This is a genomic window from Cloacibacillus sp. (assembly GCF_020860125.1).
Classification (GTDB): domain Bacteria; phylum Synergistota; class Synergistia; order Synergistales; family Synergistaceae; genus Cloacibacillus.
The window spans coordinates 36,502-62,361 of the sequence record NZ_JAJBUX010000044.1 but is presented as its reverse complement, the minus strand read 5'-3'; the positions used below and the strand labels follow the sequence as shown (position 1 = coordinate 62,361).

The 25,860-nt window shown below is 56.1% G+C and carries 21 protein-coding genes and 1 riboswitch; of the genes, 8 read left to right on the top strand and 13 right to left on the bottom strand.

Annotated features, from left to right (window positions below):
* Positions 1-354 precede the first annotated feature (354 nt).
* Both LIO98_RS06070 and LIO98_RS06065 read left to right on the top strand, forming a co-directional pair.
* Complete coding sequence (locus tag LIO98_RS06070; RefSeq protein ID WP_291954210.1) at positions 355-810, top strand: GNAT family N-acetyltransferase; 456 nt, start codon at positions 355-357, stop codon at positions 808-810.
* 22 nt (positions 811-832) lie between these two features.
* Positions 833-1,621, top strand: coding sequence for a dihydrodipicolinate reductase C-terminal domain-containing protein (locus LIO98_RS06065; protein WP_291954208.1), 789 nt, complete (start codon positions 833-835; stop codon positions 1,619-1,621).
* 14 nt (positions 1,622-1,635) lie between these two features.
* Here LIO98_RS06065 and LIO98_RS06060 read toward each other — a convergent pair whose 3' ends face one another.
* Positions 1,636-2,565, bottom strand: a complete 930-nt coding sequence (locus LIO98_RS06060; protein ID WP_291954205.1) for a LysR family transcriptional regulator — start codon at positions 2,563-2,565, stop codon at positions 1,636-1,638.
* A 479-nt stretch (positions 2,566-3,044) separates the two neighbouring features.
* On the opposite strand from LIO98_RS06060, the gene LIO98_RS06055 reads away from it, so the two are divergent.
* Both LIO98_RS06055 and LIO98_RS06050 read left to right on the top strand, forming a co-directional pair.
* Positions 3,045-3,944, top strand: a complete 900-nt coding sequence (locus LIO98_RS06055) for a DMT family transporter (protein WP_288333738.1) — start codon at positions 3,045-3,047, stop codon at positions 3,942-3,944.
* Positions 3,945-4,011: 67 nt separating this feature from the next.
* Positions 4,012-5,205, top strand: coding sequence for an MFS transporter (locus LIO98_RS06050; RefSeq protein ID WP_291954197.1), 1,194 nt, complete (start codon positions 4,012-4,014; stop codon positions 5,203-5,205).
* On the opposite strand, the gene LIO98_RS06045 is transcribed toward LIO98_RS06050, so the two are convergent.
* Positions 5,186-5,530, bottom strand: coding sequence for a DMT family protein (locus LIO98_RS06045; RefSeq protein ID WP_276795428.1), 345 nt, complete (start codon positions 5,528-5,530; stop codon positions 5,186-5,188). The genes LIO98_RS06050 and LIO98_RS06045 overlap by 20 nt on opposite strands.
* A gap of 374 nt (positions 5,531-5,904) precedes the next feature.
* Here LIO98_RS06045 and cfa point away from each other — a divergent pair, with 374 nt between their 5' ends.
* Both cfa and LIO98_RS06035 read left to right on the top strand, forming a co-directional pair.
* Positions 5,905-7,020, top strand: coding sequence for a cyclopropane fatty acyl phospholipid synthase (gene cfa, locus LIO98_RS06040; protein ID WP_291954190.1), 1,116 nt, complete (start codon positions 5,905-5,907; stop codon positions 7,018-7,020).
* Positions 7,021-7,071: 51 nt separating this feature from the next.
* Positions 7,072-7,191, top strand: a riboswitch (NiCo riboswitch).
* 67 nt (positions 7,192-7,258) lie between these two features.
* Positions 7,259-9,745, top strand: coding sequence for a cation-translocating P-type ATPase (locus LIO98_RS06035; protein WP_291954188.1), 2,487 nt, complete (start codon positions 7,259-7,261; stop codon positions 9,743-9,745).
* Positions 9,746-9,751: 6 nt separating this feature from the next.
* Here LIO98_RS06035 and LIO98_RS06030 read toward each other — a convergent pair whose 3' ends face one another.
* The 5 genes from LIO98_RS06030 to LIO98_RS06010 all read right to left on the bottom strand — a co-directional run bounded on the left by LIO98_RS06030 (position 9,752) and on the right by LIO98_RS06010 (position 17,001).
* Positions 9,752-10,513 carry an FCD domain-containing protein gene (locus tag LIO98_RS06030; protein ID WP_291954185.1) on the bottom strand — a complete coding sequence of 254 codons (762 nt, stop codon included), beginning with the start codon at positions 10,511-10,513 and terminating at the stop codon, positions 9,752-9,754.
* A 244-nt stretch (positions 10,514-10,757) separates the two neighbouring features.
* On the bottom strand, positions 10,758-11,834 hold the full coding sequence (gene mnmA, locus LIO98_RS06025) for a tRNA 2-thiouridine(34) synthase MnmA (RefSeq protein ID WP_291954184.1): 1,077 nt from the start codon (positions 11,832-11,834) through the stop codon (positions 10,758-10,760).
* Entirely contained in the window at positions 11,835-12,422 is a 588-nt protein-coding gene (locus tag LIO98_RS06020; protein WP_291954181.1) for a hydrolase, read from the bottom strand.
* A gap of 97 nt (positions 12,423-12,519) precedes the next feature.
* Entirely contained in the window at positions 12,520-14,400 is a 1,881-nt protein-coding gene (locus LIO98_RS06015; protein WP_291954179.1) for a diguanylate cyclase, read from the bottom strand.
* A gap of 681 nt (positions 14,401-15,081) precedes the next feature.
* Entirely contained in the window at positions 15,082-17,001 is a 1,920-nt protein-coding gene (locus tag LIO98_RS06010; protein WP_291954176.1) for a diguanylate cyclase, read from the bottom strand.
* Between the two features lie 269 nt (positions 17,002-17,270).
* Between LIO98_RS06010 and LIO98_RS06005 the strand changes: the two genes are divergently transcribed.
* A complete protein-coding gene (locus LIO98_RS06005; RefSeq protein ID WP_291954172.1) occupies positions 17,271-18,170 on the top strand; it encodes a DMT family transporter in 900 nt (299 codons plus the stop codon).
* A gap of 234 nt (positions 18,171-18,404) precedes the next feature.
* Here LIO98_RS06005 and LIO98_RS06000 read toward each other — a convergent pair whose 3' ends face one another.
* The 5 genes from LIO98_RS06000 to LIO98_RS05980 form a co-directional block, all read right to left on the bottom strand.
* Entirely contained in the window at positions 18,405-19,757 is a 1,353-nt protein-coding gene (locus tag LIO98_RS06000; protein WP_291954169.1) for a TolC family protein, read from the bottom strand.
* A gap of 88 nt (positions 19,758-19,845) precedes the next feature.
* On the bottom strand, positions 19,846-20,979 hold the full coding sequence (locus LIO98_RS05995) for an ABC transporter permease (protein WP_291954166.1): 1,134 nt from the start codon (positions 20,977-20,979) through the stop codon (positions 19,846-19,848).
* Entirely contained in the window at positions 20,976-21,974 is a 999-nt protein-coding gene (locus tag LIO98_RS05990) for an ABC transporter ATP-binding protein (protein ID WP_291954163.1), read from the bottom strand. The genes LIO98_RS05995 and LIO98_RS05990 overlap by 4 nt, the downstream gene beginning before the upstream one ends.
* Before the next feature lies 1 nt (position 21,975).
* On the bottom strand, positions 21,976-22,902 hold the full coding sequence (locus LIO98_RS05985) for an ABC transporter ATP-binding protein (RefSeq protein ID WP_291954161.1): 927 nt from the start codon (positions 22,900-22,902) through the stop codon (positions 21,976-21,978).
* Positions 22,899-23,894 carry an efflux RND transporter periplasmic adaptor subunit gene (locus LIO98_RS05980; protein ID WP_291954158.1) on the bottom strand — a complete coding sequence of 332 codons (996 nt, stop codon included), beginning with the start codon at positions 23,892-23,894 and terminating at the stop codon, positions 22,899-22,901. The genes LIO98_RS05985 and LIO98_RS05980 overlap by 4 nt, the downstream gene beginning before the upstream one ends.
* A gap of 291 nt (positions 23,895-24,185) precedes the next feature.
* Here LIO98_RS05980 and LIO98_RS05975 point away from each other — a divergent pair, with 291 nt between their 5' ends.
* Positions 24,186-24,761, top strand: a complete 576-nt coding sequence (locus tag LIO98_RS05975) for a TetR/AcrR family transcriptional regulator (RefSeq protein ID WP_291954155.1) — start codon at positions 24,186-24,188, stop codon at positions 24,759-24,761.
* Between the two features lie 82 nt (positions 24,762-24,843).
* Here the strand turns inward: LIO98_RS05975 and LIO98_RS05970 are convergent, their stop codons facing one another.
* Complete coding sequence (locus tag LIO98_RS05970; RefSeq protein ID WP_291954153.1) at positions 24,844-25,800, bottom strand: magnesium transporter CorA family protein; 957 nt, start codon at positions 25,798-25,800, stop codon at positions 24,844-24,846.
* Positions 25,801-25,860: the final 60 nt, after the last annotated feature.

The window sequence follows — 25,860 nt, the reverse complement described above, 5'->3', positions numbered from 1 at the left end:
GGTGTATGTTTCTTTTGCTCTCTCTGTATTCTTTTTGTCATGGTGCTCGCTGCGGCTGGTTTGTGGCGACAGCCGCATCCCGCGGCGCAACGAGAGGTAGTATATTACGGGCGCCGCTTTTCGTCAAGCATTTTTTGATAGGACACCCGGCCTGGTGACCTCTTGTCAATGCACCTTTTACTGATTATATCCATAAATTTTTTGTAAAAATTTCTTAAAAATACTATCAGTTCTTTTTACCTTTACTCCGTCGGCGGTTCAATTTTTTTCTTTTCCCATTTGCACCGTGTAGATGGTATCATTTTAAATGGTTATATCCACATTATTATAAATAGTTATAAAGGAGGGCTGTGTATGCAGTGGAAGATAAAACCTTTTGAGGAACTTTCCACTTCCGAACTTTACGATATTCTCATGCAGCGGTGCGATATCTTTGTCGTCGAGCAGTCATGTCCATATCCTGAAGTAGACGGCGCGGACCGCCAGGCCTGGCAGTTATTCGGCTGCGACGAAGAGGGACGTCTCGCCGCCTCGATGCGCATTCTCAAGCCCGGCGTCACCTACGACTCTCTCGCAATGGGGCGCGTAGCCGTCGCATCTGAGTGCCGGGGACACGGATATGCGCGCGAAATGATGGAACGGGCTATCGACTTCGCGTTGAACGTCCTCGGAGAGGATACGATAAAGATCGGCGCGCAGGACTATCTGGCCGGCTTCTATGAATCGCTGGGATTCCGGCGCATCTCAGAGGTCTATCTCGAAGACGGCATTCCACATGTGGATATGGTCTATATAAAGAAAGAAAACTAATCTAGAGGGAGGGTATTTTATCATGACAAGGATTTTTCTCTCCGGAGCCTCCGGAAACGTAGGACGCACCATCGTCAGGACGATCGTCGGCAAAGAGGGGTTTCAGCTTGTCGGCGGCTGGTGCCTCGAGGCCGGTTCCGATCTTGGGACTATCGCCGGCATCGGTGAACTTGGCATAAAGGCCTCTAATGACCTAAGGGCGGCGCTTGCTGAGTCAAAGCCTGATCTGGTAATCGACTTTTCGGCGACGCCGGTGATGGCTGAAAATATGTCCGTCTATCTGGATTTTAGCCTTAACGCGGTGATCGGCACTACGGGGCTTACGGAGGACGATCTGGCTCCCTTCAAGGCGGCGGTCGCCGCGAAGGGGCTGCGCTGGGCGGTCATCCCCAACTACGGCCTTGGTATCAGCCTCGTGACAGACTTCATCAAAAAAGCGCGCGCCTATTACCCCTTCGTATCGATAACCGACCGGCATACCAACGAGATGGCCAACGCGCCCAGCGGTACCGCCGCCGCTTTGGCCGCCGCGGCGGCAGGCGACGACGCGGGAGAGGTGAAGAGCCGTGAAAGTTATCCAGGGGTGCTCGGGGCAAAGATCTGCGGCGTGCCCGTCTTAGCGGAGAGGCTTCCGTGGCCCGGTCCCTATTCGGGACATACGATATCGCTCGCGCGCAAGGACGAGATCATCACGATAGAGGTCCAGGACTATATGAGCGACATCTATATGGACGGCGTGTTTATGACGGCGGAGAAGATCGCCTCGCTGCCGCCGGGCTCCTTTGTGAGAAGTCTCGGAGAGATATTTTAGAGGACGGGCCGCCTCTACAGATGAATATTTTCCTTTGCGATCCGGATAAATTCCCGCGCGGCGAAGGAGAGATATCTGTCTTTCGGGCAGCAGAAGCCCATCGCGTATGAGGCCACGGGGGTATCCAGCGGTATTATATGGAAGGTCTCAGGAAAATTGATAAAGCCGGAATAGTCTATGAACATCTTCGGATAAAATGTGACGCCAAGGCCGCGGACGGACATCTCCAGCAGCGTCTCTATATTCTCCGATTCAACGATTATATTAGGTATAAAACCAGCTCTGCCTATCAGTTCGTCCGCCACCACGCGCATTAAATCCCCTCTGTGCGGCAGCAGGAAAGGCAATTTTTCGAGCGGCCCGACGCCTGCGGTCCGCTCGATTTCTTTGACCACAGTCCCCTTCTGCGCTCCGAAATATTTTTCAAGTAATTCGTCAGAGACCATCAGCACCGCCTCTTCCTGATAAAAAAACTCGCTCTTTACGTTTGCCGCCATGATCGGTAGTTTGCATATGAGCAGCTCAAGCTTGCCCTCCAGCAGCGCCTTCTGCATTTCGTCGTTTCTTCCCTCCGTAATTTTGATATCCACCTTCGGGAACACCCGCTGAAATAGCGGGAGTATCTCCGGCAGCAGTATCCTTCCGCGCGTATGCGCGATGCCGAGGGAGAGGGTGCCCCGGCGTTCGTCTTTTATATCGTTCATCTCGTGCATCATGGAGCTGTACTCATTCAGAAACTTTTGGGCGTAGCTCTTGAAGAGCAGACCGGCCTGAGTGATAACCAATGGCACACCGCGCATAAAAAGTTCGCTGCCCAGCTCTCTTTCCAAAGCCGCGATATGCGTGCTCAGCGCCTGCTGGGAGATATTCAGATTTTTCGCCGCTTTCGTAAAATTCAGCGTCTCTGTCGTCTCTATAAAATATCTCATATTCAGCAGGTTCAATATCTATCACTCCAATATTATTATTAATATAAATAATTATATCAACAATAAAAACATTGTTATACTTACCAATAGCTTCTGTTAGACAAAAATATATACTTATCTCATAATCGGGTCAAAGAACAACAACACAAATCTGTAAAGGAGGAATCGTAATGACGGCAATCACGATACACCATGGACAGAAATTTTTTAACTCGGCGGGGGTGAAGACACTAGCCGCGATCCTGCTCCCGGCGGCGCTGTTATTTGCTTTTATCATGGAGCCACGGCTGTTATACGCCTCATTCGCCTTGGCGGCGGTCTTTACCTATGGCGCACTGTTGAATATTTTTATATTCAATAGATGTAATGAAATGCACCTCATGTTAAATATAGTCCTTGAAAAAATATACAAAATTATGTAAACTGTAATGTAATATTTCACACAATTTCCGAGATACATATATTAAGATATCATAGGAGAAATTTTTTCCGGCATGAAGAGAGATAAATTTTTACAGGTCTATATCCTCGCGACACTTACGGTAATTTTCTGGGGCGCGAGTTTCGCGGGGGCAAAGGTGGCACTGGAACAGGCGGACCCGTTGCTGGTGATGTTCCTGCGCTTCGTGCTTTCATTGGCGCTGCTGCTTCCCGTTGCCTGGTACTGCGGCGAACTCAGGCTGCCGACGCGCAGGCAGACGCTCGTGCTGGCCTTCATGGGTTTCATGGGATTTTTCTTCCATATCGGCATCCAGACGGTGGCGATGCGGAGCTCCGGCAGCGCGACGGCCAACTGGCAGATGGCGGCGGCACCGGCGATGACGGCGCTGTTCGCCAGTTTTTTTCTAAAAGAGCGGCTCTCGCGCGGCGGGGTCTTTGGGATAATCTTAGCATTTCTCGGCGTGGCTGTAGTCCTCGGGCTGGGCACAAAGGGCGCGCGGGGGATCTCCTCCTATAATTTCGGGGATTTTCTGATATCGCTCTCGGTTCTCAACTGGGCCGCCTTCATGGTCCTTACGCGCTGGCTGTTCAAGGAGAACCGCTATCCGCCGGTATTCACGATCTTCTGGGAAATTTTTTTCGCGGTGCTGATGTGCCTGCCGGCGCTCGCGCTGACGGGAACGGACGTTTCAGTCCTGACCGGTTTCAGCTGGCGCACATGGGAGGCGCTCGCCATCCTTGGTTTTTTATGCTCCGGTCTGGCCTACGTCTTCTGGTATTACGCGGCGGCGAACATCCCCGTCGCCAGGCTGATGGTTTTTCAATTTTTACAGCCGCTGGTGGGGATCGTCGTCGCCTATTTCGTAATCGGCGAACGGTTCACCCTCTGGCTCCTCCTCGGCGGCGCGATGATAGTATCCGGCGTATGGACGGTAAACAGGCCGCACCGATGAGATTTAAGCGCTCGTCAGACTACATGGGGATCTCGTACCCCTATCACACGGATTGGAGAGTTGTCTTATGAACAGCCGCGCAAAGAGCTTCACCGGACTTACGGCCGCCGCCGCGATTTCAATGCTGGGGGTGGGGATCGTGATGTCGAGCCTGCCGGAACGCGTAATTGAACTCAACGGCGGGAGCTCGGCGCTCGTCGGACTGCTCGCTTCCTGCTACGGACTGCCGTATATCATCTTCCAGGTTCCCTTCGGCAGCCTTTCGGACAGATTCGGCGTGAAGCTCTTTCTGTTGTTCGGCTATTTCCTGATGGCGCTCTCCGGGCTTCTGTTTTATTTCGCCGCCTCCAGCCTGCCCATATTTATGGGCCGCGCGCTTCAGGGCGCGGGAGAAATCCCGCTGTGGGCGATGGCCTCCGCGCTCATCGCGATCGCCTATCCGGAACATAAGGGAAAGATGCTCGGCATCTACAGCGCCTCGATGTATGTGGGGCTGGCGGCGGGACCGCTCCTGCGGGTCATTTTCCCCAGCGTCCTGATGGTCGGGGAGCTGGGCTTCGTGCTTTACAGCATTCTCTGCGTGCTGTCGTTTTTCATCATTTTAATAATGGTTGAGAATAATAAAAAGGGTTCATTGGATACGGCGAACCGGCTTGAGATAAGAAAGGCCTTCGCGCTGCTCTCGGATCTGCCGGTGCGCATAACGCTGTTCGGGATATTCCTCTACGGCTGCGGCCAGGGGCTGGTCTTCGCCATCGCGCCCGCCTGGTTCATCACAGAGAAGGGATTCAGCCTGATCGAAACGGGCATGATCTTCACCGCCAGCTACGTATTCATATTCTTACTGCAGATAACTTACGGAACACTCTCCGACCGTTACGGCCGGCGGCCCTTCATCATCGCGGGACTGCTTTTGACGGCGCTCTCCTGGGGTATCTTCCCATATATACCCAGGGTCTCTTCCATAATCTGCGTGGGTTTCGCCGCCGGTTCCCTCGGAGGCTTCTATGTCGCCTCAATGGCCTTCCTCAACGAGCGCGCGCCGGACCACCTAAAGGGAACTATTTCAGGGGCTTACTATTTCTTTTGGGGTATCGGTTATTTTCTCGGTCCCCTGCTTTGGAGCTTCGGCGGACGGCGCTTCGGCATGACGGAGGGATTTATGGTATTCAGCCTGTTGCTGGCGCTGACGGCCGCCGCGCTGCTTTTCACCGGAAACGCTGGAACAGCGTCTCCGGCCTCTAATTCCCGCGAAAGATAAAGAATACCGCGCCCACCATGCAGAACGAGGCCCAAAGATAGTTGAGTGAGAGCTTTTCCTTCATCACAAAGAAGGAGAAGCCCGCGAATATAGTCATCGTGATGACCTCCTGCATAATCTTTAGCTGCGGCAGCGAGTAAACGGTGTGGCCAATGCGGTTCGCGGGTACCTGAAAACAGTATTCAAAGAAGGCGACACCCCAGCTGATGAGGATCGCCACGATAAGAGGCTTCGCGCCGACATATTTCAGGTGTCCATACCAGGCGTAGGTCATAAAGATGTTTGATACAAAGAGAAGTATCAACGGAGCAGCATATCTTAACATTATACTTTCCTCTTTTCGATAGATAAAGATATCACCGAAAAGGTAGTATATAACGAAAAATGGACTCCGCACAATAGATAATGTACCCTTCATTGAAAAAATTTCTATGCCGCGGCGATCCTATATCGCAGACATCCTCCGCCGCCTTTACATATTCTCCCATTCCGGTAAAGTAAAGAAAAACCCACGGCAAAATTCTTCTGCGCCTGGTTCTGTTCACTTTTTTTCAAATTTTACGCCTTTTTTTCTTCGCGGCTTCTCTTTTTACAGAGGGCGAATAGGTTCATAATATATTTAAATAATACATATTTTGGAGGCGTTTTTCGTCTCCTCTATTATTGAAAATAAAATTATAATATACAGAGGTGATTTACATGCTTCCCGCATCTGTTCAGCAAAAATTAACCAGCGCCGGCATCGAAATAAACGGCCCGCACGACTGGGACCCGCAAATTAACAACGAAGCGTTCTACGGCCGCGTCATCGCCGAGAAAAATCTCGGGCTAGGCGAGGCCTACATGGACGGCTGGTGGAACTGTAAGCGCCTGGATGAGCTTCTCTGCCGGATCATAAAATGCGGTGTTGAATATGATATCAAGGGAAGCCTGCGCTACGCGCTGCTGCTGCTGCCGATGAAGCTGCTGAACATGCAGTCCCGTTCCCGCAGCCACAAGGTGGCGGAGGAACATTACGACATCGGCAACGACCTCTTTTTTTCTTTCCTCGACCCTCTGCACCAATACAGCTGCGCCTATTTCAAAGATACCGCGGATCTCGCGAGCGCCCAGGTCAACAAGCTGGAGCTGATCGCGAATAAGCTTGAACTCCAAGAGGGCGACCGTCTGCTGGATATCGGCTGCGGATGGGGCGGCCTCGCAAAGTACATGGCCGCCCGCCGCGGCTGCCGCGTCACCGCCGTCAACATTTCCCAGGAGCAGCTCGCCTTTGCGAAAGAGGACTGCAAGGGGCTGCCGGTCAAATTCCTCGACTGCGACTACCGCGATATCGACGGGGAGTATGATAAGATCGTCTCCGTGGGAATGTTTGAGCATGTCGGAAGCAAAAATTTCCGCACCTACATGAAGGTGGCGCACCGTCTTCTGCGCAAAAACGGCCTCTTCCTGCTGCACACGATCGGAGGCAACAGCTCCGGCGTCAACTGCGACAGGTGGCTCAACAGATACATCTTCCCCAACGGCGCGCTGCCATCGGCGGCGCAGATCGCCTCGGCGGCGGAGGGTCTTTTTGTCATCGAAGACCTCCACAACCTCGGCAGCCACTATGATAAGACCCTGATGAGCTGGTATTGGAACTTCACTAAAGCATGGCCCGCCTTTGCGGAAAAATACGGCGAGCGCTTCCAGCGCATGTGGAGTTACTATCTGCTCTCCTGCGCCGGCGCTTTTCGTTCGCGCGCCATCCAGCTGTTTCAGGTCGTGATGACGAGAGAGGGGGACGCGCGCGAGCAGCCGTTGGTTACTCTGCGCTAAATTTTTTGCCATACTATTGACAACAGGCAAAAATTTCATTTAAAATTCACTCAATTAAACATGGAGCAGGCGATGACTTGGTAATTAGTTTTTATTTATACCGGGTCGTGGGGCTGGGCCGGGACGACAACCCGGCAGCGGGATGAATCTTATAGAGCCCGCGGGACCGTTTGAATACGATCCCGCGGGCTCTATTTTTATACACTCCGCGCGGAGGCTGAATAAGGAGAGTCACGTCATGGAATTAACGGAAAAATATTGCGGATTATCGGACGGCGAGGTCAAGAAGCGGCGGGAAAGGTACGGGGAAAATTCGCTCACGCTGAAGAGAGAGGACTCCGCGCTGCGCGTACTGCTCAAATTCTTCTCGGAACCGGTATTCCTGCTGCTCATCGGCGCGGCTGGCCTCTATTTCTTCTTGGGAGAGCCACGCGACGGCGCCGTCATGCTCGTCTTCGTAGCCTTTATGGGAACGATCAATATCTATCAGGAGTGGAAGACGGACCGGACGCTCGCGGCGCTCAAGTCGCTCTCATCTCCCAAGGTGACGGCGGTGCGCGGCGGCGAGGTCGTCACGCTCCCCTCCGAAGAGCTCGTCCCAGGCGACATAATCATCGTATCTGAGGGCGAACGGATCGCCGCGGACTGCGAACTGCTGGAAAACGACGGCTTCGGCGCCGACGAGTCGGCGCTTACCGGCGAATCGGAGATCGTCTGGAAGGTCTGCGCCCCGCACGGAGAGGCCGGACGCGGCTGGCGCACCGACCATTGCTACGCGGGGACGAACGCCGTAGCCGGACGCACCGTGGCGCGCGTCACGGAGACGGGGCCGCGTACGGAATATGGAAAGATCGGCACGGACGTCGCCCAGGCCCCGGACAGGCCGACCCCGCTTGAAAAACAGACCCACCGCCTCGTGCGCGACTGCTCGCTATTCAGCGTCATGATGCTGGTCTTCATCGTCGCCGCCACCTACTACCGGGGCAGCGGCATCATCGAGGCGGCACTCTCGGGCATCACCATCGCGATGGCAACGATCCCCGAGGAATTTCCCGTCGTGCTCACCGTCTTTCTCGCGCTCGGCGCCTGGAGGCTCGCGAAACGCAACTCTCTCATCCGGCGCATCCCCTCCGTGGAGACTCTCGGCGCGGTGACGGTGCTCTGTGTCGATAAGACGGGGACGCTGACGGAGAACCGCATGTCGCTGAAGGAGCTGACCCCGCTCTGCGGCGCCACGCCGAAAAAGCTGACGGAGGTGACGGTGCTCGCCTCCGAAACCAACCCCTACGACCCGATGGAGCGCGCGATCCTCGACGAAGCGGCGAAGAATAAGTTCGACGTAAAACGGCTCCAGGGGCAGCGCCTACTACACGAATACCCCTTCTCCTCGGAGTCGCGCATGATGTGCCACGTCTGGGCCTACCGCGGAAAGGTGATGGCGGCGGCGAAGGGTTCTCCCGAAAACATCCTCCGGCTCTGCTCACTAACGCCGGACGAACGCGAATGGGCCGAGCGCGAACAGCTGCGACTCGCGGGGGCCGGATGCCGCGTGCTCGCCGTCGCCTACAACGACGATATGAAAGATATCCCCGAGCGGATGGAGGCCTGCAAGCTACGCCTCGCGGGACTTGCGGCCTTCGTCGACCCGCCGCGCGAAAACGTCGCGGAGTCGATAAGAGCCTGCGGCGGCGCGGGGGTGCGCGTCGTGATGATAACCGGCGACAACAGCGTCACCGCGCACCGAATCGCGCACGACGTCGGCCTTGGCTGCGGCGAGAGGGAACATGTAATGATAACCGGCGAAGAGCTTGAAAAAATGAACGACGGGGAGCTGGCTAAAAAGCTGGGAGACGTGACGATCTTCTCGCGTATCATGCCGCGTGAAAAGATGCGCATCGTCAAGGCGCTGCGCTCGCGCGGCGAGGTGGTGGCGATGACGGGCGACGGCGTGAACGACGCCCCCGCGCTCAAATACGCCGACATCGGCATCGCGATGGGCGGCCGCGGCACCGAGGTGGCACGCGAAGCGGCGGATATGGTGCTGCTGGACGACGATTTTTCGACCATCGTGAGCACTATACGCGACGGGCGGCGTATCTATGACAATATCAGAAAGGCGATGGAATACATCCTTGTGATACATATTCCCATCGCGCTGTCGGCGCTGGCCGCGCCGCTCTTGGCCCTTCCCGTGCTGCTGGCTCCGATCCACGTCGTACTGCTCGAGCTGATAATCGACCCCACCTGTTCGATAATCTTCGAGCGCCAGCCGGAGGAGAGGGACATCATGGAGCGGCCGCCGCGTCCCGTGGGAGCGCCGATAATCACGCGCGGGCTGCTCGGAAAGGCGGCGGCGCAGGGGCTCGCGATCTTCGCGGCGGCCTTCGGCTCTTACTATATCACGCTGCCCTACGGCGGCGCGGAACACGCGCGGACCTTCTTCCTCACCGTCCTGGTGCTCGCGAACCTCTTCCTCGTCTATGTGAACCGCTCCGACAGAGATTTTGCCTTCGCGAAGGGGAGCGCGGCGGTTGACAAGGTCGCATGGTTCGTCAACTTCGGCGTGCTGCTCTGTTTAATTGTGATGTCAACGCTGCCGCAGGCCGCCGCCGCGACAAAACTGCAGCCGCTGTCGCCAGCGGACTTCGCGCTCGCGCTGCTGGCCGCCGCCTCTGCCACCTTTTGGTGGGAGGGCGTAAAGTGCTTCAGAAGGACGAGAGGCTAATAGCGGCTACAAAAGCCGCGCCTGCCCGATCAGCTTTTGCCCGAAGAGATCCGAAGCCGGCACTATCTGCCCCAGAGTCACCATCGCGTTGATGGAGTGGCGAAGGTGCTCCTCTGCGCAGAGTTCGGCCCCCGCGGAGTCCCGCGCCTCTATGCGTTCAAATAATCTAAGGTGATCATGGTAGACGGAGCGGGGACCGCCCTCCTTCTCGGGAGCGGTGCCGATCCGCATCAGCGACAGGCTGTGCTCAATAACCGTATGTATCCCCTCGTAGATACGCGAGAGGTAGGCATTCTCCGCCGACTCCACGATGACGGTGTGAAGGGTGGTGTTCCAGATAAGACTCTCCCGCGCCGCGGCCTCTCCGGGCTCATCCACAAGCTCGGCAAGGTTGCGCAGGCACTCGCGCATCTTCGCGAGGTCCTTATCGTCGCGCCGAACGGCGGCGATCGCCGTCGCCAGAGGTTCGATGATCTGGCGCACCTCCATCACCCGCGAAAGCATGTCTGCCGGCCAGCCGCGCACCTTATGAAGCATCATCTTGGCCTCGTTCTCCTCGCTTGACGAGAGATAGATGCCCTGCCTGTCGCGGATGTCGAGCACGCCCATCGCCTCCAGCGCGATAAGCCCCTCGCGGACGACGGGGCGCGTCTCTCCGATCGCCTCCGCGAGCTGCCGCTCCGGCAGCAGCCTGTCTCCCGTGACGACTTCGCCGCTGTTGATCTTTTCCAGCAGCTTCTCTATGATCTGCCGTCTCTTTTCGTTCATAAAAAATCACCCCAAGAAAATCATATTTAGGAATTTTCTGTCCTCTCTCCGTCTCCTCATACGGCTCCGCGCGAGGGCACGATATGGGCGCACATCAATGGCGGTCATCTTGGAAGGCAAAGTACACCAACACCGGTTTATCAGAGTATAGTAAATTATAAATCATCGGGAATAGATATCCGCGCTAACCACGGCGGTAAAGGCCAGCCGGTTGAGCAAGCCCCCTACCGCCGCGGCCATAAGTTTACTCGATCGTGCCGCCGCCGACCACGCAGTCGCCGTCGTAGAGCACCACCGCCTGCCCGGGAGTCACAGCGCGCTGCGGCTCGTCGAAATCAACGCGGATACGGTCCTCCGCCGTCTGTTCCACCGTCGCCCACTGCTCGCGCTGCTTATAGCGGACCTTCGCCTTTACCCGCGTCGGAGCAACAAGCCGGTCACAGGCGATCAAATTCAACTCCGAGGCCGTAAGGCTCTTGGAGAAAAGCTCTTCGCTTCGGCCCAGAACCACGGTGTTGTCCGCCGCGCGCTTCGCGCAGACATAGAGGGGCTCGCGCAGCGAGAGGCCAAGGCCGCGCCGCTGGCCGATCGTGTAGCGGACAAAGCCGCGGTGGCGTCCGAGCACCCGCCCCCCGCCGTCGACAAAATCGCCGGGACAGTTCGGCTCCCGCGTATAGTGTTCGATAAAGGCGGCGTAATCGCCGTCGGGGACGAAGCAGATATCCTGGCTCTCCCGCTTCTTCGCGTTGACAAAGCCGTTCTCCAGCGCGGCTTCGCGCACCTCGGCCTTCGACATGCCGCCGAGCGGCAGCAGCGTGTGCGCAAGCTGCTCCTGCGTCAGCGAGTAGAGGACATAGCTCTGATCCTTGCTCTCGTCCGCCCCCTTTTTCAGACCCCAACGCCGCGAGGCCGCGTCATAATAGACGGCGGCGTAGTGCCCCGTCACGATATGACCTATATCAAGCTCCTTAGCGCGGGAGAAAAATTTATCAAACTTCAGAAAACGGTTGCAGTCGATGCAGGGGTTGGGCGTCGCGCCGCTCTTATAGGCGGCGATAAAGCGCTCTATCACCTCGCGGCGAAAATTATCGGAAAAGTTAAAGACAAAGAAGGGAATGCCGAGCCGGTTCGCGACGCTGCGCGCATCCTCCACATCGTCAAGAGAGCAGCAGCGGCTCTCGCCCTCGACGCCGATATCCTCGTTCGAGAAGAGCTTCATCGTCGCGCCCGCGCAGTCGAAGCCCGCCTCCTTCGTTAAAAAGGCGGCGACGGAGCTGTCCACTCCGCCGCTCATCGCAATCAGCGCCCTTTTGCCGTTCAATTATTTTATACTTTCCAGCTCGACGGCGACGCCCGCTTCGCAGGAGCGCATCGCCTCGAGGGTCTTTTCAAGCAGCGTGTCCAGCTCCCATCCGAGCATCTCCGCGCCCTGCGCGATCACCTCGCGCGAGCAGCCGGCGGCGAATTTTTTATCTTTATACTTCTTTTTAAGACTCTTGAGCTCCATATCCTGCACGCTCTTCGAGGGGCGCATCAGCGCCGCCGCCCCGATAAGGCCCGTCAGTTCGTCGGAGGCGAAGAGCACCTTCTCCATCAGATGCTCCGGTTTGATATCCGAGCAGAGGCCGTAGCCGTGGCTGCATACGGAGCGTATCATCGCCTCGTCCACGCCGCCCTCCGCCAGCAGCTCGGGAGCCTTTTTACAATGCTCATCGGGATAGAGCTCAAAGTCTATGTCGTGAAGCAGCCCTATCGCCGCCCAGTAATCGGCCTCATCACCGTAACCGAGATCGTTCGCGTACCAGCGCATCACGCCCTCCACCGTCAGAGCATGAAGCAGATGGAACTCCTCTTTGTTATATTTTCTAAGCAGCTCAAGGGCCGCCTCTCTGGTAATACAATTGCCCATAAAAATCCCTCCGTCAAACTTCACTGATTCATACATGGGCTAAATTATAAGTTCTCTTCCTCTTATCTGCAAACATGACCAAACCGGCATCCGGGCTTTAACCGCCGTAAATATGATAACCGTTTTTCCCCTCGGCCTTGGCCCTGTACAGCGCCTCGTCAGCCTCCCGATAAAGCTCCTCAAAACTCTTCCGGCCACCGGAGGCGACTGAGACGCCGAAGCTCGCGGAGATATGCCCAGGAAGTGAACAGGAGCCGCCTATCTTTGAAAAAAGGGCGCGTAAGCCGGCGGCCCGCGTCTTCAAGACATCGATCGAGGGAATATCCTTCAACAACACAACAAATTCATCGCCGCCGAGCCTCCCGATAATATCGGAGCCGCGGAAAAATTCCTCCATCGCCTTCGCGATCGCCATGAGCACCCGGTCTCCCTCAATATGCCCAAAGCCGTCGTTGATCGACTTGAAATCATCCACATCGATGATGAAAAGGGCATGCAGCCCGCCGCCACCTCCCGCAAGGGCGGCCCTTATCTGTCCCTCCGCCGTCTTGCGGTTCAGCAGCCCCGTAAGAGAATCGCGCTCCGCCGCCAAACGCAGCCGCTGAAACTTCTTCTTCTCGTCGTCGATATTCGTCAGCCGTCCGACGATGCGCTGGACCTGTCCGTCCTCGCCGTGCAGCTTGTTATACTCGATCCTCATCCAAATACAATAACCGAAGGGAGAGATACAGCGAAATTCCGCCGAGCCGCACTCGGCGACGGGGATGGCGTTCAGCATCTTGTCGATCATCGGCAGATCATCCTCGTATACTATAGCAGCATAATTTTCCACAAGTTCGGAGAACTTAAAGAACCTCGGCTTATAACCGAACATCTCCTCAAAATTTTCGTTATATCTGATCGTGTCGTTCTTTATACTCATGTCAAAAATCACCATATTGGTAAAATTTTCAACGACGCGATAGAGCTCCTCGCTCTCACGAAGCTCTCTGTTCTTCTCGGCGTTCAGTCTGTATATACAGAAGACCAAAAACAGCGAACATAGGGCGACTATCCCGATGACGACGAAGGCGGAATACAGTATCTTATTCTTCCGCGCGTCGACCGAAGAGGCGTCTATCATATTGAACAAGACCCAGCCGTTGATACCAAGCGGCTGATAAACGGCATAACGTCTGCTCCCGCCGAAAGAGTAACCGAACATCCCGCCTCTTTCAGATTTAAAATTATTCATGAACTTATTAAAAGAATCTCTTCTGTCGATAGTGCCGTTCTTCAGTTCATCCAGAAAATTAACGCTATACAGCGACTCCTCCGCTAACTTGCCGTCCGTAAAGAAATGACGCTTATCCGTGCCGATGACTATACAGCCGTCGCTGTCGACGATAAAACAGTAACTGCTGCCCTTAAAGGCGTCTATCTTCGCGATCGACTTGAACTGGGAAAAATTGTAGCTCCCGAAAAGAATACCCACCACGCGTTCATTATCCACAATTGGCACCGATATGATAAAAATCGGCGTTTTAATGACCTTGCCGGATTTTACCTTCTCGACGACGGTCTGAAAGAGCATACTTTTCTGAAAATACCCCCTGTCCCCAATATTGATATGATGGCCGCTTGAGATATATCCCTCTCCGTCCTTGCCCGTGATCCCCACGTTTGTAAAGTTGGAGGAATATTTCATCATCTCCAGCCGCGGAATAAATTCCCTGAGATCATGCCCCTCCCCCACCGGCTTGGCGATACTGTCGGCAAGAGTCGAAAGCATGTTGACCTGCCCCTCTATCGACACGTCGAAGAGCATGACCTGCTGCTTCGCGGAATCCATCAGCATGGAAAATGTATTTTCCTCAGTCTGGTGCGTGACATCGACGCTGAATATAAGCATACTGACAAAGGCCGCCAGCGCAATGACGGAAGGAACGCCGATAATACGGCAAATATTCTTCGCCGCGTATTTTTTCCAATTTACCATAAATATCTCCTTCCAATTTAATGGCAGGCGGATAATATCAGAGAAATGATGGTTTTATCCGGTTCTTATAACCGCAATTTGTTTTATAACCATTAAAATTCATTATTTATTATAAAATATTTCATAATTATACTCTTTACAATTCAAAATTGTAAATGTCCAAATAATCATATCCGGACAAACGCGTCAAGTCTTTTGACGAATATTGAGCAGACCGCGATGCCGGACAGCGGCATTTTTCGCTTTAACATGGCAGAGGCAGGCCGCGGTGAGCATTTACAGGAAGGGGACCCCGCGTTATTTTTCTTAATATTTCTAAGGTAATTTACGGCGAACACTGTGAAAACTATAAAAATGACGCTGTCCGGCAGCATGGGCAATGACACTGACGTTCATGCGTTTGCCCTGAACCGCGCCGGGACAAACGCATGAAAAACCGCCGCAGACGTTCCCTCCGGCGGACGGCGCGGACTGCTAAATGTCTATATTGAAAGAGGTGATGTAAAAAGTGTGACGCGTTTGCCATATGCCCCGCCGGGGGAACGGCAAATATTTAAGAAAAGTACCTTATCTTTGTGGGGACATCGTCTATAAAATTACCATACAATAACCATACTGGAAAATGGATAACGAGAGAGGCTCTCAAATACACCGGCGGCGTGGTCCTCGCCGCGGCTCGGCTTACGCGACGCCGTCGTTATAAATATGGTAATCGTTCTTTCCCGCCGCCTTGACGCGGTAGAGCGCGGCGTCGGCCTCGCGGTAAAGCTCGTCAAAGCTCTTCTGGCCGCCAACGGTGACGGCGATCCCCACGCTCATGGAAACGTGGGCGCGGAGCGTGCAGACGCGGCACCCCTGCTCAAAGACGGCACAAAAATCGGCGGCCTGCAGGCGCACGACATCCATCGACGGAACATCCTTCAGCAGCGCCACAAACTCATCGCCGCCAAGCCGGCCGATGATGTCCGAGCCGCGGAAAAACTTCTTCATCTCCTGCGCGATCGAGATGATCGTCCGGTCCCCTTCAATATGACCGTAGCCATCGTTGATCAGCTTAAAATCATCTATGTCGGCGATAAAGAGCGCGTGCAGCCCGCAGTCCCCCGTGTCCGCGAGGAAGGCCCTTATCCGCTCTTCGGCGGCTTTGCGGTTCAGCAGCCCCGTGAGAGGGTCGCTCTCGGCCAGATTTATGAGCTGCCGCAGGCTGCGCTTCTCCTCGTCAATATTCACGAGACGGCCAATGACCCGCTGCAGGCCCCCTTCTGGATCGAATATCCTTGTGAACTCGGCGCGCTCCCACTGCTCTCTGCCGCAGGGCCTTTGAAGGCGGAACTCAATGCAGCACTCCAGCTCCTGGCTGCTGAGATTATCGCCCACCGCCCTTACCGCCTCAAGATCATTTTCATTTATGAACGTATCCAGAAGGCGCATCATCTCGCTTAAAGAGGAAAAACGCGGCTCATAACCAAGTTTTTCCTTAAAATTGCGGTTAAAGGTCACCTTATCGTTGGGGAAGTCGATGACAAAGAGTACGGCGTCGGAAAAATTCGCCGCGATACGGTATATCTCTTCCGACTGGCGCAGCTGTTCATGCCCCAGAATCAGCTCCCTGTTATTTCTCGCGTTAAGCCGGTAAATATAAAAAATCAACAGTAAAAAACAGGCTGTGATGATGCCCAAAAGCACAAAGACCGCAGCGATCGTCCTTCTAGCCGGTCCCTCCACCACACGCGCCGGCGTTGAATTGACCAGATACCAGCCGTTTATACCGAGCGGCTCATAGGCTACATACCGGCGCTTGCCGCGGTAAGAGACCTCGGCTGCGCCGCCGCGCCCATTCTCCATGTCCTCGGCAATTTTCCGCGCCGAGAAGCCACGTTCCAGCTCGCTCTCTTTTATTAGGCTGAGATAGTTTTCCTGCGCCCTCGGAGCAACGTGCGCCTCACGGAGAAGAAAATCCCGGCTGGCGCTCCCAAGCATTATATCGCCGTCCTTGTTCACGACGAAGGAATAACTCTCCCCATCGAAGGTCGACAGCTTCACGATTTTTCTGAATTCAGCATCGCTGCAGCAGGCGAATACGACACCCACGGACCGCCCGTTCCTTATCAGCGGTACGGAGATGACAAAGAGGCGCCCCTCTTCGCCGCCGGGGAACTTCCGTTCCAGCTCGGCGGAACTTGCCATATCCATGGCCCTGGCAAAAAAACTATAATTTTTGACATTTATCTTTCGGCCGCTGCCGAGAAAGCCCTCGCCAGCCGCGTCCGCGATCCCGACGTGTGAGACGCGCATCGTCTCTTTCATTAGGACGAGCCGCTGAAAAAGCTCGTGCTCATCGTTCAGGATATTTTCATCAAGGCGGAGGCTGTTCGCGAAGATCGTGAGAGTCTTATATTGCTCCGCCAGTGAGAGGTCGAATATCTCGGCCTGCTGCCTGCCGGATTCGGTCAGCATCATGTAATTCCTGTTTCTGGCCACCCGCACCGTGCTTACGCTAAAGAGCGCGATACTGGCGCAGGCAACGAGCACGATCAGGGTCGGTATCCATAAAATCCGCTTCCATAACCTCTTCGCGTTCTTTTCAGTAATATCCATCATCGGCCCCTTTCGGTGAAGCTGCAAAAACACCGGCCGAACAAGCACCCCGGAAATCCCTCCACAGAAAACAGCCGCAGGGGTGAAACGCCAGCCGCCAGCCGGGCGTTCCGATTATAAGCTGGCTGCAAAAAAAATAAATCTGTAAAGAACGCAGGCAAGGAGGAGAGCGCCAGAGGGAATCCTTTTATTTTTTTACCGTTATTTTACTGAATGATATAATATAACGATGTTCGTAAAAAATATACCGCGAAAAAAGAGGTTTTATTACCATGGAAGCGAAACGCAGACAAATGATCATCGGAGACCTCGCCGTCCTCCTGGTAGCCCTGATATGGGGGGCAACGAACGTCGTCATCCGAGACGCTCTGGACGGGATAACCCCCTTCTGGTTCTGCGCGCTGCGTTTCATCATCGCCTGGGGCACCGTCATGCTCATATTCGGCAAAAGGGCGATGGCGATGGAGCGCCGCGCGAAGGCCGCGGGCACCTTCACCGGCATGGTCTTTATCTGCGCCTACCTCGCGGGGGCGGTGGGCCTGCTCTACACCACCGCCGGCAACCAGTCGTTCATCATTTCCATGTCCGTCGTCTTCGTGCCGCTCTCCGTCTGGCTCTTCACGAGAAAATTTCCCGGCTGGCACGTTGTCACCGCCGTCGCCCTCTGCACCGCGGGCATGGCTGGACTCGTCCTTGACGGAAACCTCTCGGTAAACACCGGCGACCTGCTTTCCGCGGGCGCGATGCTCTTCGTCACCGCCTACATTCTGCTTGTGCAGAAATTTGTCGACGGCGCCGATCCCTGCGGCCTCGCCTGCTGGCAGGCCTTCGGCGGCATGATCCTCGCCGTGGCCGCGGCCCTCGCCTTTGAACCGATACCGGCGCATCTCAGCGGCGCGGCGTGGGCGGCGATCGTCTATGCGGGCACCATCGGCTTCGCGCTGACCCTCGTCCTCCAGACCACCGCGCAGAAATACACCACCTCCACGCACGTCGCGATCCTGCTCTCTACCTCCGGCATCTTCGGCAGCGCCATCGGCGTGATCTTTATCGGCGAGCCGATGACCTGGCGCATCTTCATCGCCTCGGCGCTCATCCTCGCGGGAGTCCTCTCCGTAGAGGCGATCCCGGCGGTAAGAAAGCAAAACCAACAGAAACGGCAGCAGCCGTAACAAATCTGAACCGTACATCGTATCGGTTTTTACAGCTGCCGTTTAGAACAAAACCACCAGAAACAATCACAGGCGGATAGCAAGAGTAGCCGCCGTCACTTTGGAGTACAGAGTCTCTCCGGGTATCATTTCAACGTACAAAAAGCGAGCCCCCAATCCATCACTCCTGCCCGAGGGCCGGTGTGACGAATTGGTGGCTCGTTGATTTATTGATCCCTTACAGTATGCCTCTTTTTATTCGCCTATCGCGTAGCGCAGGTCGGCCTCGGCGGATTTGATATCGTACATCGCGGTGGCCAGCTCCGTGAGGCTGTTTGTCAGCGCGAGGCGCGCGTCGAGGGTGTCGAGGTTGGTGCCGACGCTCTCGGCGTAGCGGCGTGCGGCGATCCGGTAGTCCTCGCGCGCCTCGTTTGACTGCCTCGTGGCGACGACGAGGCGGCTCTCCGCCGATTTCAGGTTGAGTTCGGCCTGCGTAACCTCCATGCGGATGGCGTTTTTCATGTCGTCGAGCATGAACAGCAGCTCTTTGGCCTTGGCTTTGGCCTCCGTCGTCTTGGCATGCATCTCGCCGCTGTCGTAGAAGTTCCAGTAGAGGCCAACCGCCGCCACCGGTTCGCTCTGTTCGCTGGGGAAGAATTTATCGTCCGCCGCCACGTAGCCTACCGCGCCTAGTATCTGCGGCAGCAGCTGCCCCTGCGCGGCGCGCGCCAGTTTTTCCGCCTGTCCGCTGAGAAGCGCGTAGACTTTGAGCTCTTCGCGCTCCGCGAAGGCGGCCTGTACGGCGTCTCCGGAGAGGACGAGCGGCGTCATCTCTTTCGCCGTGGGAAATATTTTATCGAGCGGGCGCGTCTCCGCGAGGCCGTCGGGAAGGTCGGTCCCCACAGCGCGGCGCAGGGCCGTGAGCGCGACGGCGCTGCCGTTCTGCGCGCGGATGAGGTCCAGCTCCGCCGAGGCTACCGCCACTTTGCTGCGCAGGACGTCGTTTTTCGCCACCACTCCGGCTTTGAAGAGTTTTTCCGCCTGCGCCATGTGGCTTTTGGAGAGCTCGACAGCCTCCGCGGCTACCAGCTCTTTGGCCTGCGCGCAGCGCAGCGCGTAGTAGGCGCGGCAGACGGCGTTTTCCACGCCCTGCCGCGTGCGCCGCTCCTGCGCTTCAACGGCGTCGCGCGCAAGCTGCGCCGCCTGTTTATTCGCCGTCAGCGAGCCGCCGGCGTAGATGACCTGTGTAAGCCCGACCGCCGCCGCGTAGGTGTGCGACCCGAGGATCGGCACATTCATCGAACGCCCGAGAATATCGACATTAGTTGATATGCCGTCGCGCTGCCAGAGGGCCGCCATGCCCGCCGAGGCCCGCGGCCCCATTTTTGCCTGCGCCTGGGAGATCTGAGCCTCCGCGGCCGCCGTCTTCTGAGCCGCCGCCGCGATCTGCGGATTATTTGAGTAGACCGTCGTCAGCAGCGCCGCAAGCAGCGCGTCGTCTACGGCGGGAACCGTTACCGGCGGCGTCTGCGGCGCGCCATCCTCCGCAGCCGGTCTCTGCGAAGCGGCCGCCGCTCCCGCCGTGAGCGATATTATCAGAAAAGCCATGACAATTTTTTTCGTGAACATTTTTTATCTGTCCTTTCCCACGTTTATGCCTCTAGGAATCTGAAAGATCATCAGGAAACGCCGCGGCTTACGGAACGAAGCGGCGTTTGAACATCAGTATCGACGCCGTAAACATCACCGCAATGTAGGCGACGAGCGCGAGGGTGTCCTGCCAGACGTAGGCGAGGCCGCCGCCCTTGAGGATTATCTGGCGCGAGAGGCTGATGTAGTATGTTATCGGGAAGCACTCGCCAAGGTAGCGGAAGCCCGCGGGCATCGATTCGAGCGGGAATACGAAGCCCGAGAGGAGCACGCTGGGCAGGATGATGAATACAGACATCTGGAGCGCCTGCGTCTGGTTCTGCGCGAAGCAGGAGATCATGATGCCCAGCGAGAGGCTCGCCACCACGTAGAAGAAGGTGAGGAAGTAGAAGAGAGTGAGGCTCCCGAGGAAGGGCATGTTGAAGACGAATATGCCGACGACGATGGAGATAAATACCTGCACGTAGCCGACGACGATGTAGGGGATTATCTTGGAGAAGAGCAGTTCCCATATCTTCATCGGCGTGACGAGCAGCTGCTCAAGCGTCCCCTGCTCGCTCTCACGGACGATGGCCATCGACATCATTGAGATGAGCGTCAGCGTCAGCAGCAGCCCCATGATGCCCGGCACGATGTACCACGAGGTGATGAAGTCCGGATTGTACCATAACCGTATCCTCATATCCACCGCCTGTCCCGGTATCTTCATGCCGAGGCGCGAGAATTTTTCCGCGAGGATCTCCTGCGATTTAAGCATGCCGATGGTCTGCGCCGCGGCGAGCGCCGAGGAGGCGCTTAGGTTGTCCGTCGCGTCGATTATCACCTGAACGGAGGTCTGGCGGCCGCCCTTTATCCGGCTCGCGTAATCCGGCGGGAATACGATGCCCACCTTCGCGCGGCCCGATTCTACCGTCTGGTCGACCTCTTTGACGCTTCCGGCGTATTTTATGATGTCGAAGTAGTTGCTGGAGGTGAGGCTGTTGATCATCGCGCGGCTCTCCTGCGTACGCGACTGGTCGAAGACGACGGTGTGCAGATGCTTTACGTCGGTGTTGATGGCGAAGCCGAAAATAAGCAGCTGCGCCAGCGGCATGAATACGACTATCGCCAGCGTGATGCGGTCGCGCATAAGCTGTATGAATTCTTTTACTATCAGTGCGTGCATCCGTTCCCAGTTCATTTTGTCCCCTCTTTTTTCGCCTCTTGGGCCTGATTCGCAGTGGCATTACCGATTCCGGATATTCGTCCGTCTCCCAGGTCGTCACCAGCGTGGGATTTGACGAGGTAGACGAAGACGTCCTCCATCGATTGTTCGATGCGCTCGATCTTGCTCTCCGCGAAGATACCCTCCGCCGTTATCTCACGGTCCTGCGCGACGAGCAGGTGTACCTTGTCGCCGAAGAAGTAGGAGTCGATCATCGGGCCGCCCTCTCCGGCCTGTACCTTGGCGAGCAGCGCCATCGGGTCCGCCGCCGTCACCTCATATAGTCTGCCGGGGATCTTTTTCTTCAGGTTGTCCGGTGAGTCGTCGGCGATCAGCCGCCCATAGTAGATGAAGGCGACCTTGTTGCAGTGTTCCGCCTCGTCCATAAAATGAGTGGTGACCATCACGGTGGTGCCGTTCGCGGCAAGGTCGTAGATGATGTCCCAGAAAAGCAGGCGCGCCTTGGGGTCGACGCCGCTCGTCGCCTCGTCGAGGAAGAGTATCTTCGGCTTGTGGAGGATGGCGCAGCCGAGGGCAAGCCTCTGCCGCCAGCCGCCGGAGAGCGACGAGGTGGGTTCGTTCTCGCGCCCCACAAGCCCCGCAAGCTCGATCATTTCGTCAATACGCTTTTTCTTAGCCGCGCCCTTGAGCCCGTAGAGCCCCGAATAGAGGTTGAGGTTTTCCAGGACGGAGAGCTCCGGATAGAGCGAGAATTTCTGCGACATGTAGCCGATTTTTTCCTTTAGTTTCTGTCCGTTGGAGGCCAGGTCGAGGCCAAGAACGAGCCCCTTGCCCGAGGTGGGCGCGAGCAGGCCGCAGAGCATGCGGATGGTCGTCGATTTTCCCGCGCCGTTGGGGCCGAGAAAGCCGTAGACCTCCCCCTCCTCGATGGACATGTTTATATCGTCAACGGCGGTGAAGCTGCCAAATTTTTTCGTCAGGTGTTCCGTACGGACCACTACGGGGGGCATGTCAGTTCTCCTTTCCCGCAAAGGCGACGAAGAGATCTTCGAGCCCAGGTTCGATGCCGCGGATCTCCGGCAGCGGGCTGCCGTGTTCTTTAAAGACCGTTTCGATGCAGCTCCGCGCACTCTCCGCGTCGTCCGTCACGATGTGGTATTTCGAGCCGAACATATTGGCGTCCACGATGTGTGGTCGGCCTTCAAGCCAGCCGCGGATCTCACGCCCGCCGCTGCCAAGGCTGAGCAGCTTGTACGGATAACGCGAAAGCAGCTCCCCCGTGGTACCGATGTCAAGTATTTTTCCATTGTTAAGGAACAATTTCCTCGTGCAGAGCTCCGCCTCGTCCATGTAGGGGGTGCTGACGACGATCGTGAGCCCCTCGTGGTTGAACTGGTAGAGAAGCGCCCAGAATTCGCGGCGCGCCACCGGGTCGACGCCGGTCGTCGGTTCGTCGAGCAGCAGTATCTCCGGCGTGTTGAGCAGCCCGATCGCGAGGGCCAGCTTCTGCTTCATACCTCCCGAAAGGTTCCCCGCAAAACGGTCGCGGAAGCCCCAGAGGCCGACGCGCGAAAGGATATATTCCGCGCGCCGCTCGACTTCACCCGCCGGTTTGCCGTAGAGCGAGCCAAAGAGGCTGATGTTCTCCATAACGCTCATGTTCAGATAGAGGCTGAAGAGCTGCGGCACGTAACCCGCCATGACGCGGGCTTTGCGCCTGTCGGTCGAGCCGAGCAACGAACATTCGCCGCCGTCGGGGTTGATGATACCCATGGCGATACGCATCATCGTCGTCTTCCCCGCCCCGTCGGGGCCGATGAAGCCAAATATTTCTCCCCTTTTTATCTCCAGGTCGACGCCGTCCAGAGCGCGCAGCGCGCCGAAATCTTTTGTGACGCTGCGGTAAGAGAGGATGCGCTCCGGCGCGGCCTCTATCATAATATCGTGACGTCCGCCGGCATTCCGGGCTTGATGACGCCCTCCGTATCCTTGATGGAGATCTTTATCCAGAAGACCATGTTCGCGCGCTCGTTCTGCGTCAGCGACATGCGCGGGTTATACTCGACCTGCTGGTTGACCTCGGTGACTGTGGCCTCGAAGGCGCGTTTGGGGAAAGGATCCACGTAGACGCTGCACTTCGCGCCAAGTTTGATGAGCCCCAGCTGTGTCGAGGGGATGTAAAGCTTGACCCAGCAGTCGTTCATATCGCCGAGGGTGGCGATGGCGGCGCCGGCGTTCACTACGTCGCCTATCTGGTAATTTTTCGTCAAAACAACGCCGTCAGCGGGCGAATAGAATTCTTTATAGCCAACGAGGGTCCTGGCTCTCTGATAGGCCGATTCGGCGCGCGCGACATTAGCCTCCGCCGCCGATATCTGCTCGGGTCGCATGCCGTTTTCCAGCAGCCGCACCTGGTCGGAGGCCGCCTGCATCGCGTTGTAGGACGCTTTTGACGCTTCGGCGTAGAGCTCCGCGTCGCGCGCCGCCACCACGCCGTCCGCCGCTAGCGCCGCAAAGCGCTTTTCATCCCGCCTGGCCTGTTCATACTGAACTTTGCGCGCGGCGAGTTCGGCCTTAGCCTTTGAGATGTCCTCTTTGCGGAAGCCGTTTCTGAGCTCTTCAAGCTGCGCCTTCGCGGCGGCGAGCGCGGCCTCCGCCATCTTCACCTCGTCGTCCGCCCCGTCCAGCGAAAGACGGGCGATGAACTGCCCCTTTTTCACGTGGTCCGATTCGTCTATCGCAAGTTCCTCTATGCGGCCGCCGGCTAGCGGCGCAAGCTGCACCTGCGTCACCTCGACCGTGCCCGAGGCCTTGACATACTTTTCTTTGGGCTTCTCCTTAAAATAGATGGTGATGGAAGAACCGATTATTAACACTGCGAGAATCGTCAGAAGTATCCTCTTGCCGGTAAAGAACTCCGAAACCTTCATCTATGCTGCTCCCTTCGAGATACATTTCAAATAACTTTTTTATTATCCGTTCCACACCGGCAAAAGTCAAAGCGCAAACGACGTAGCCTAAAACTTTTTTAATATCAGTATTAGAACGAACGTTCTTATTATAACAATCCAAACAGATAAGTCAATCAGACTCTTACTTTTTCCGTATTATCATGGAAACAGCCGCCGGCCGCCGCCCAGCCGCGGTCCCGCGGGTAAAAAATGTGATATATTTATCCTTAAAGAAAATGTTCACCGCCGTGAGAGAAGGGATATACCGCCTTGCATACCGAAGAGAAGGATACGTCAAAAAGGATTCTGGAGGCCGCGCTTAATCTCATTTCACAGAATGGTTACGCTCAGGTTTCCATGCGCGACATCGCGCAGGAGGCGGGCGTCGCCATCAGCCAGATATCCTATCACTATAAAAATAAAGAGGGGCTCTTTATCGCCCTTATCAGACAGCTCAAGGAGTCGTTTGTCGGCGACATCAGGGAAAAGATGGAGGGCATCTCCTCCTCGGACGGCTTTATCGACTTTATCTGCGAATATTCAAGGGAGAGCATCGTTAAGGATTCGGACATCCACCGCCTGCGTCTTGAGTTTTCCAATCTGGCGATGAGCTCTGAGCCCTTCCGGGCGGAATTCAGCGTGCTCGTCGGAGAACTCACCGAGGTCGTCGCCTCGTATGTCGCCCGCTATGCCTCTAACCTTGAAATAATGAAGACGCACACCCCCGTACAGACCGCGAATTTCATCATCGCCTTCGTCCTCGGAGTTTCCACGCAGTACCTCGCGGAGGGAAAAAACGCGCGGGCCCTGGAGACGATAGATATTCTGCGGGCCACCATGAAATAAATACCGTCCGGTACAAACCGCAAAGATGGAGGGCGTCCGCACGCGGGGCGCCCTCCATCTTTAATAATTTACAGTCGGATTTTTAGAAGAGCCGCTTCTTCCAGAGCGCCCAGATGGCGACGATCGTCAGCCCCAGCGCGACGGTACTGACGATGGCGAACCCCATCGGGTCGCCCTCCCAGGGAACCGGGACGTTCATGCCGAAGAAGCTTGCCACCATCGTCGGGATCGCCATGACGATGGTGATCGAGGCGAGGAATTTCATCACGATATTCAGGTTGTTGGAGATGACGGAGGCGAAGGCGTCCATCATCCCCGCGAGGACGTCGGTCTGTATCTGCGCCATCTCGATCGCCTGGTCATATTCGACATGGACGTCGTCGAGCAGCTCTTCGTCCTCTTCGCGGAATTTGATGATGTGGCTCACCTGCGGGTTGGAGCAGAGGCGCAGCAGCCGTTCCACGACGACCTTGTTGGAGCGCAGGGACATCGAGTAGTAGGTGAGCCCCTTTTGCAGGTCGAGTAGCTGAAAGAGCTCCTCGTTCTTCATCGATTTGCGCAGGTCCAGCTCTATCTGGTCGGAACGGTGCGTCATCTGGCGCAGGTCTTTCAGGAAGAGCATCGTCGAACGGTACAGTATCTGGAATAAGAGCCGCGTGCGCTTGAAGGTGCTGAAATAGCGGAAGCGCGTCTCGGAAAAATTCTGGATGACGTCGTTATATTCCTGGCAGATGGTGACGATATAATCAGGGGTGATGATAATGCCGAGCGGTATCGTGTCGTATTCATAGACATGAGAGTCATGATTTATCGGAACATTTATAAGGACAAGGATATGGTTATCCTCTATCTCAATACGAGACGATTCTTCGGGGTCGAGCGCGGACCTGATGAAGTCCTGCGGCGCCTCCGTTATCGCCTCTACCACGTTGAGTTCGTCCGCCGACGGGCGTACAAGGTTTATCCACGCGCCGACCTCTATCCGGTCAGGCGTCAGCTCAATAAGCTGCGACTCGGTGGTCTTGGTGATCTTTAACATAAAATTCCCTCCGTACCCGCATCGCCCGGGTACGAAACGGCCCGGGGTCTGCTAGATGAA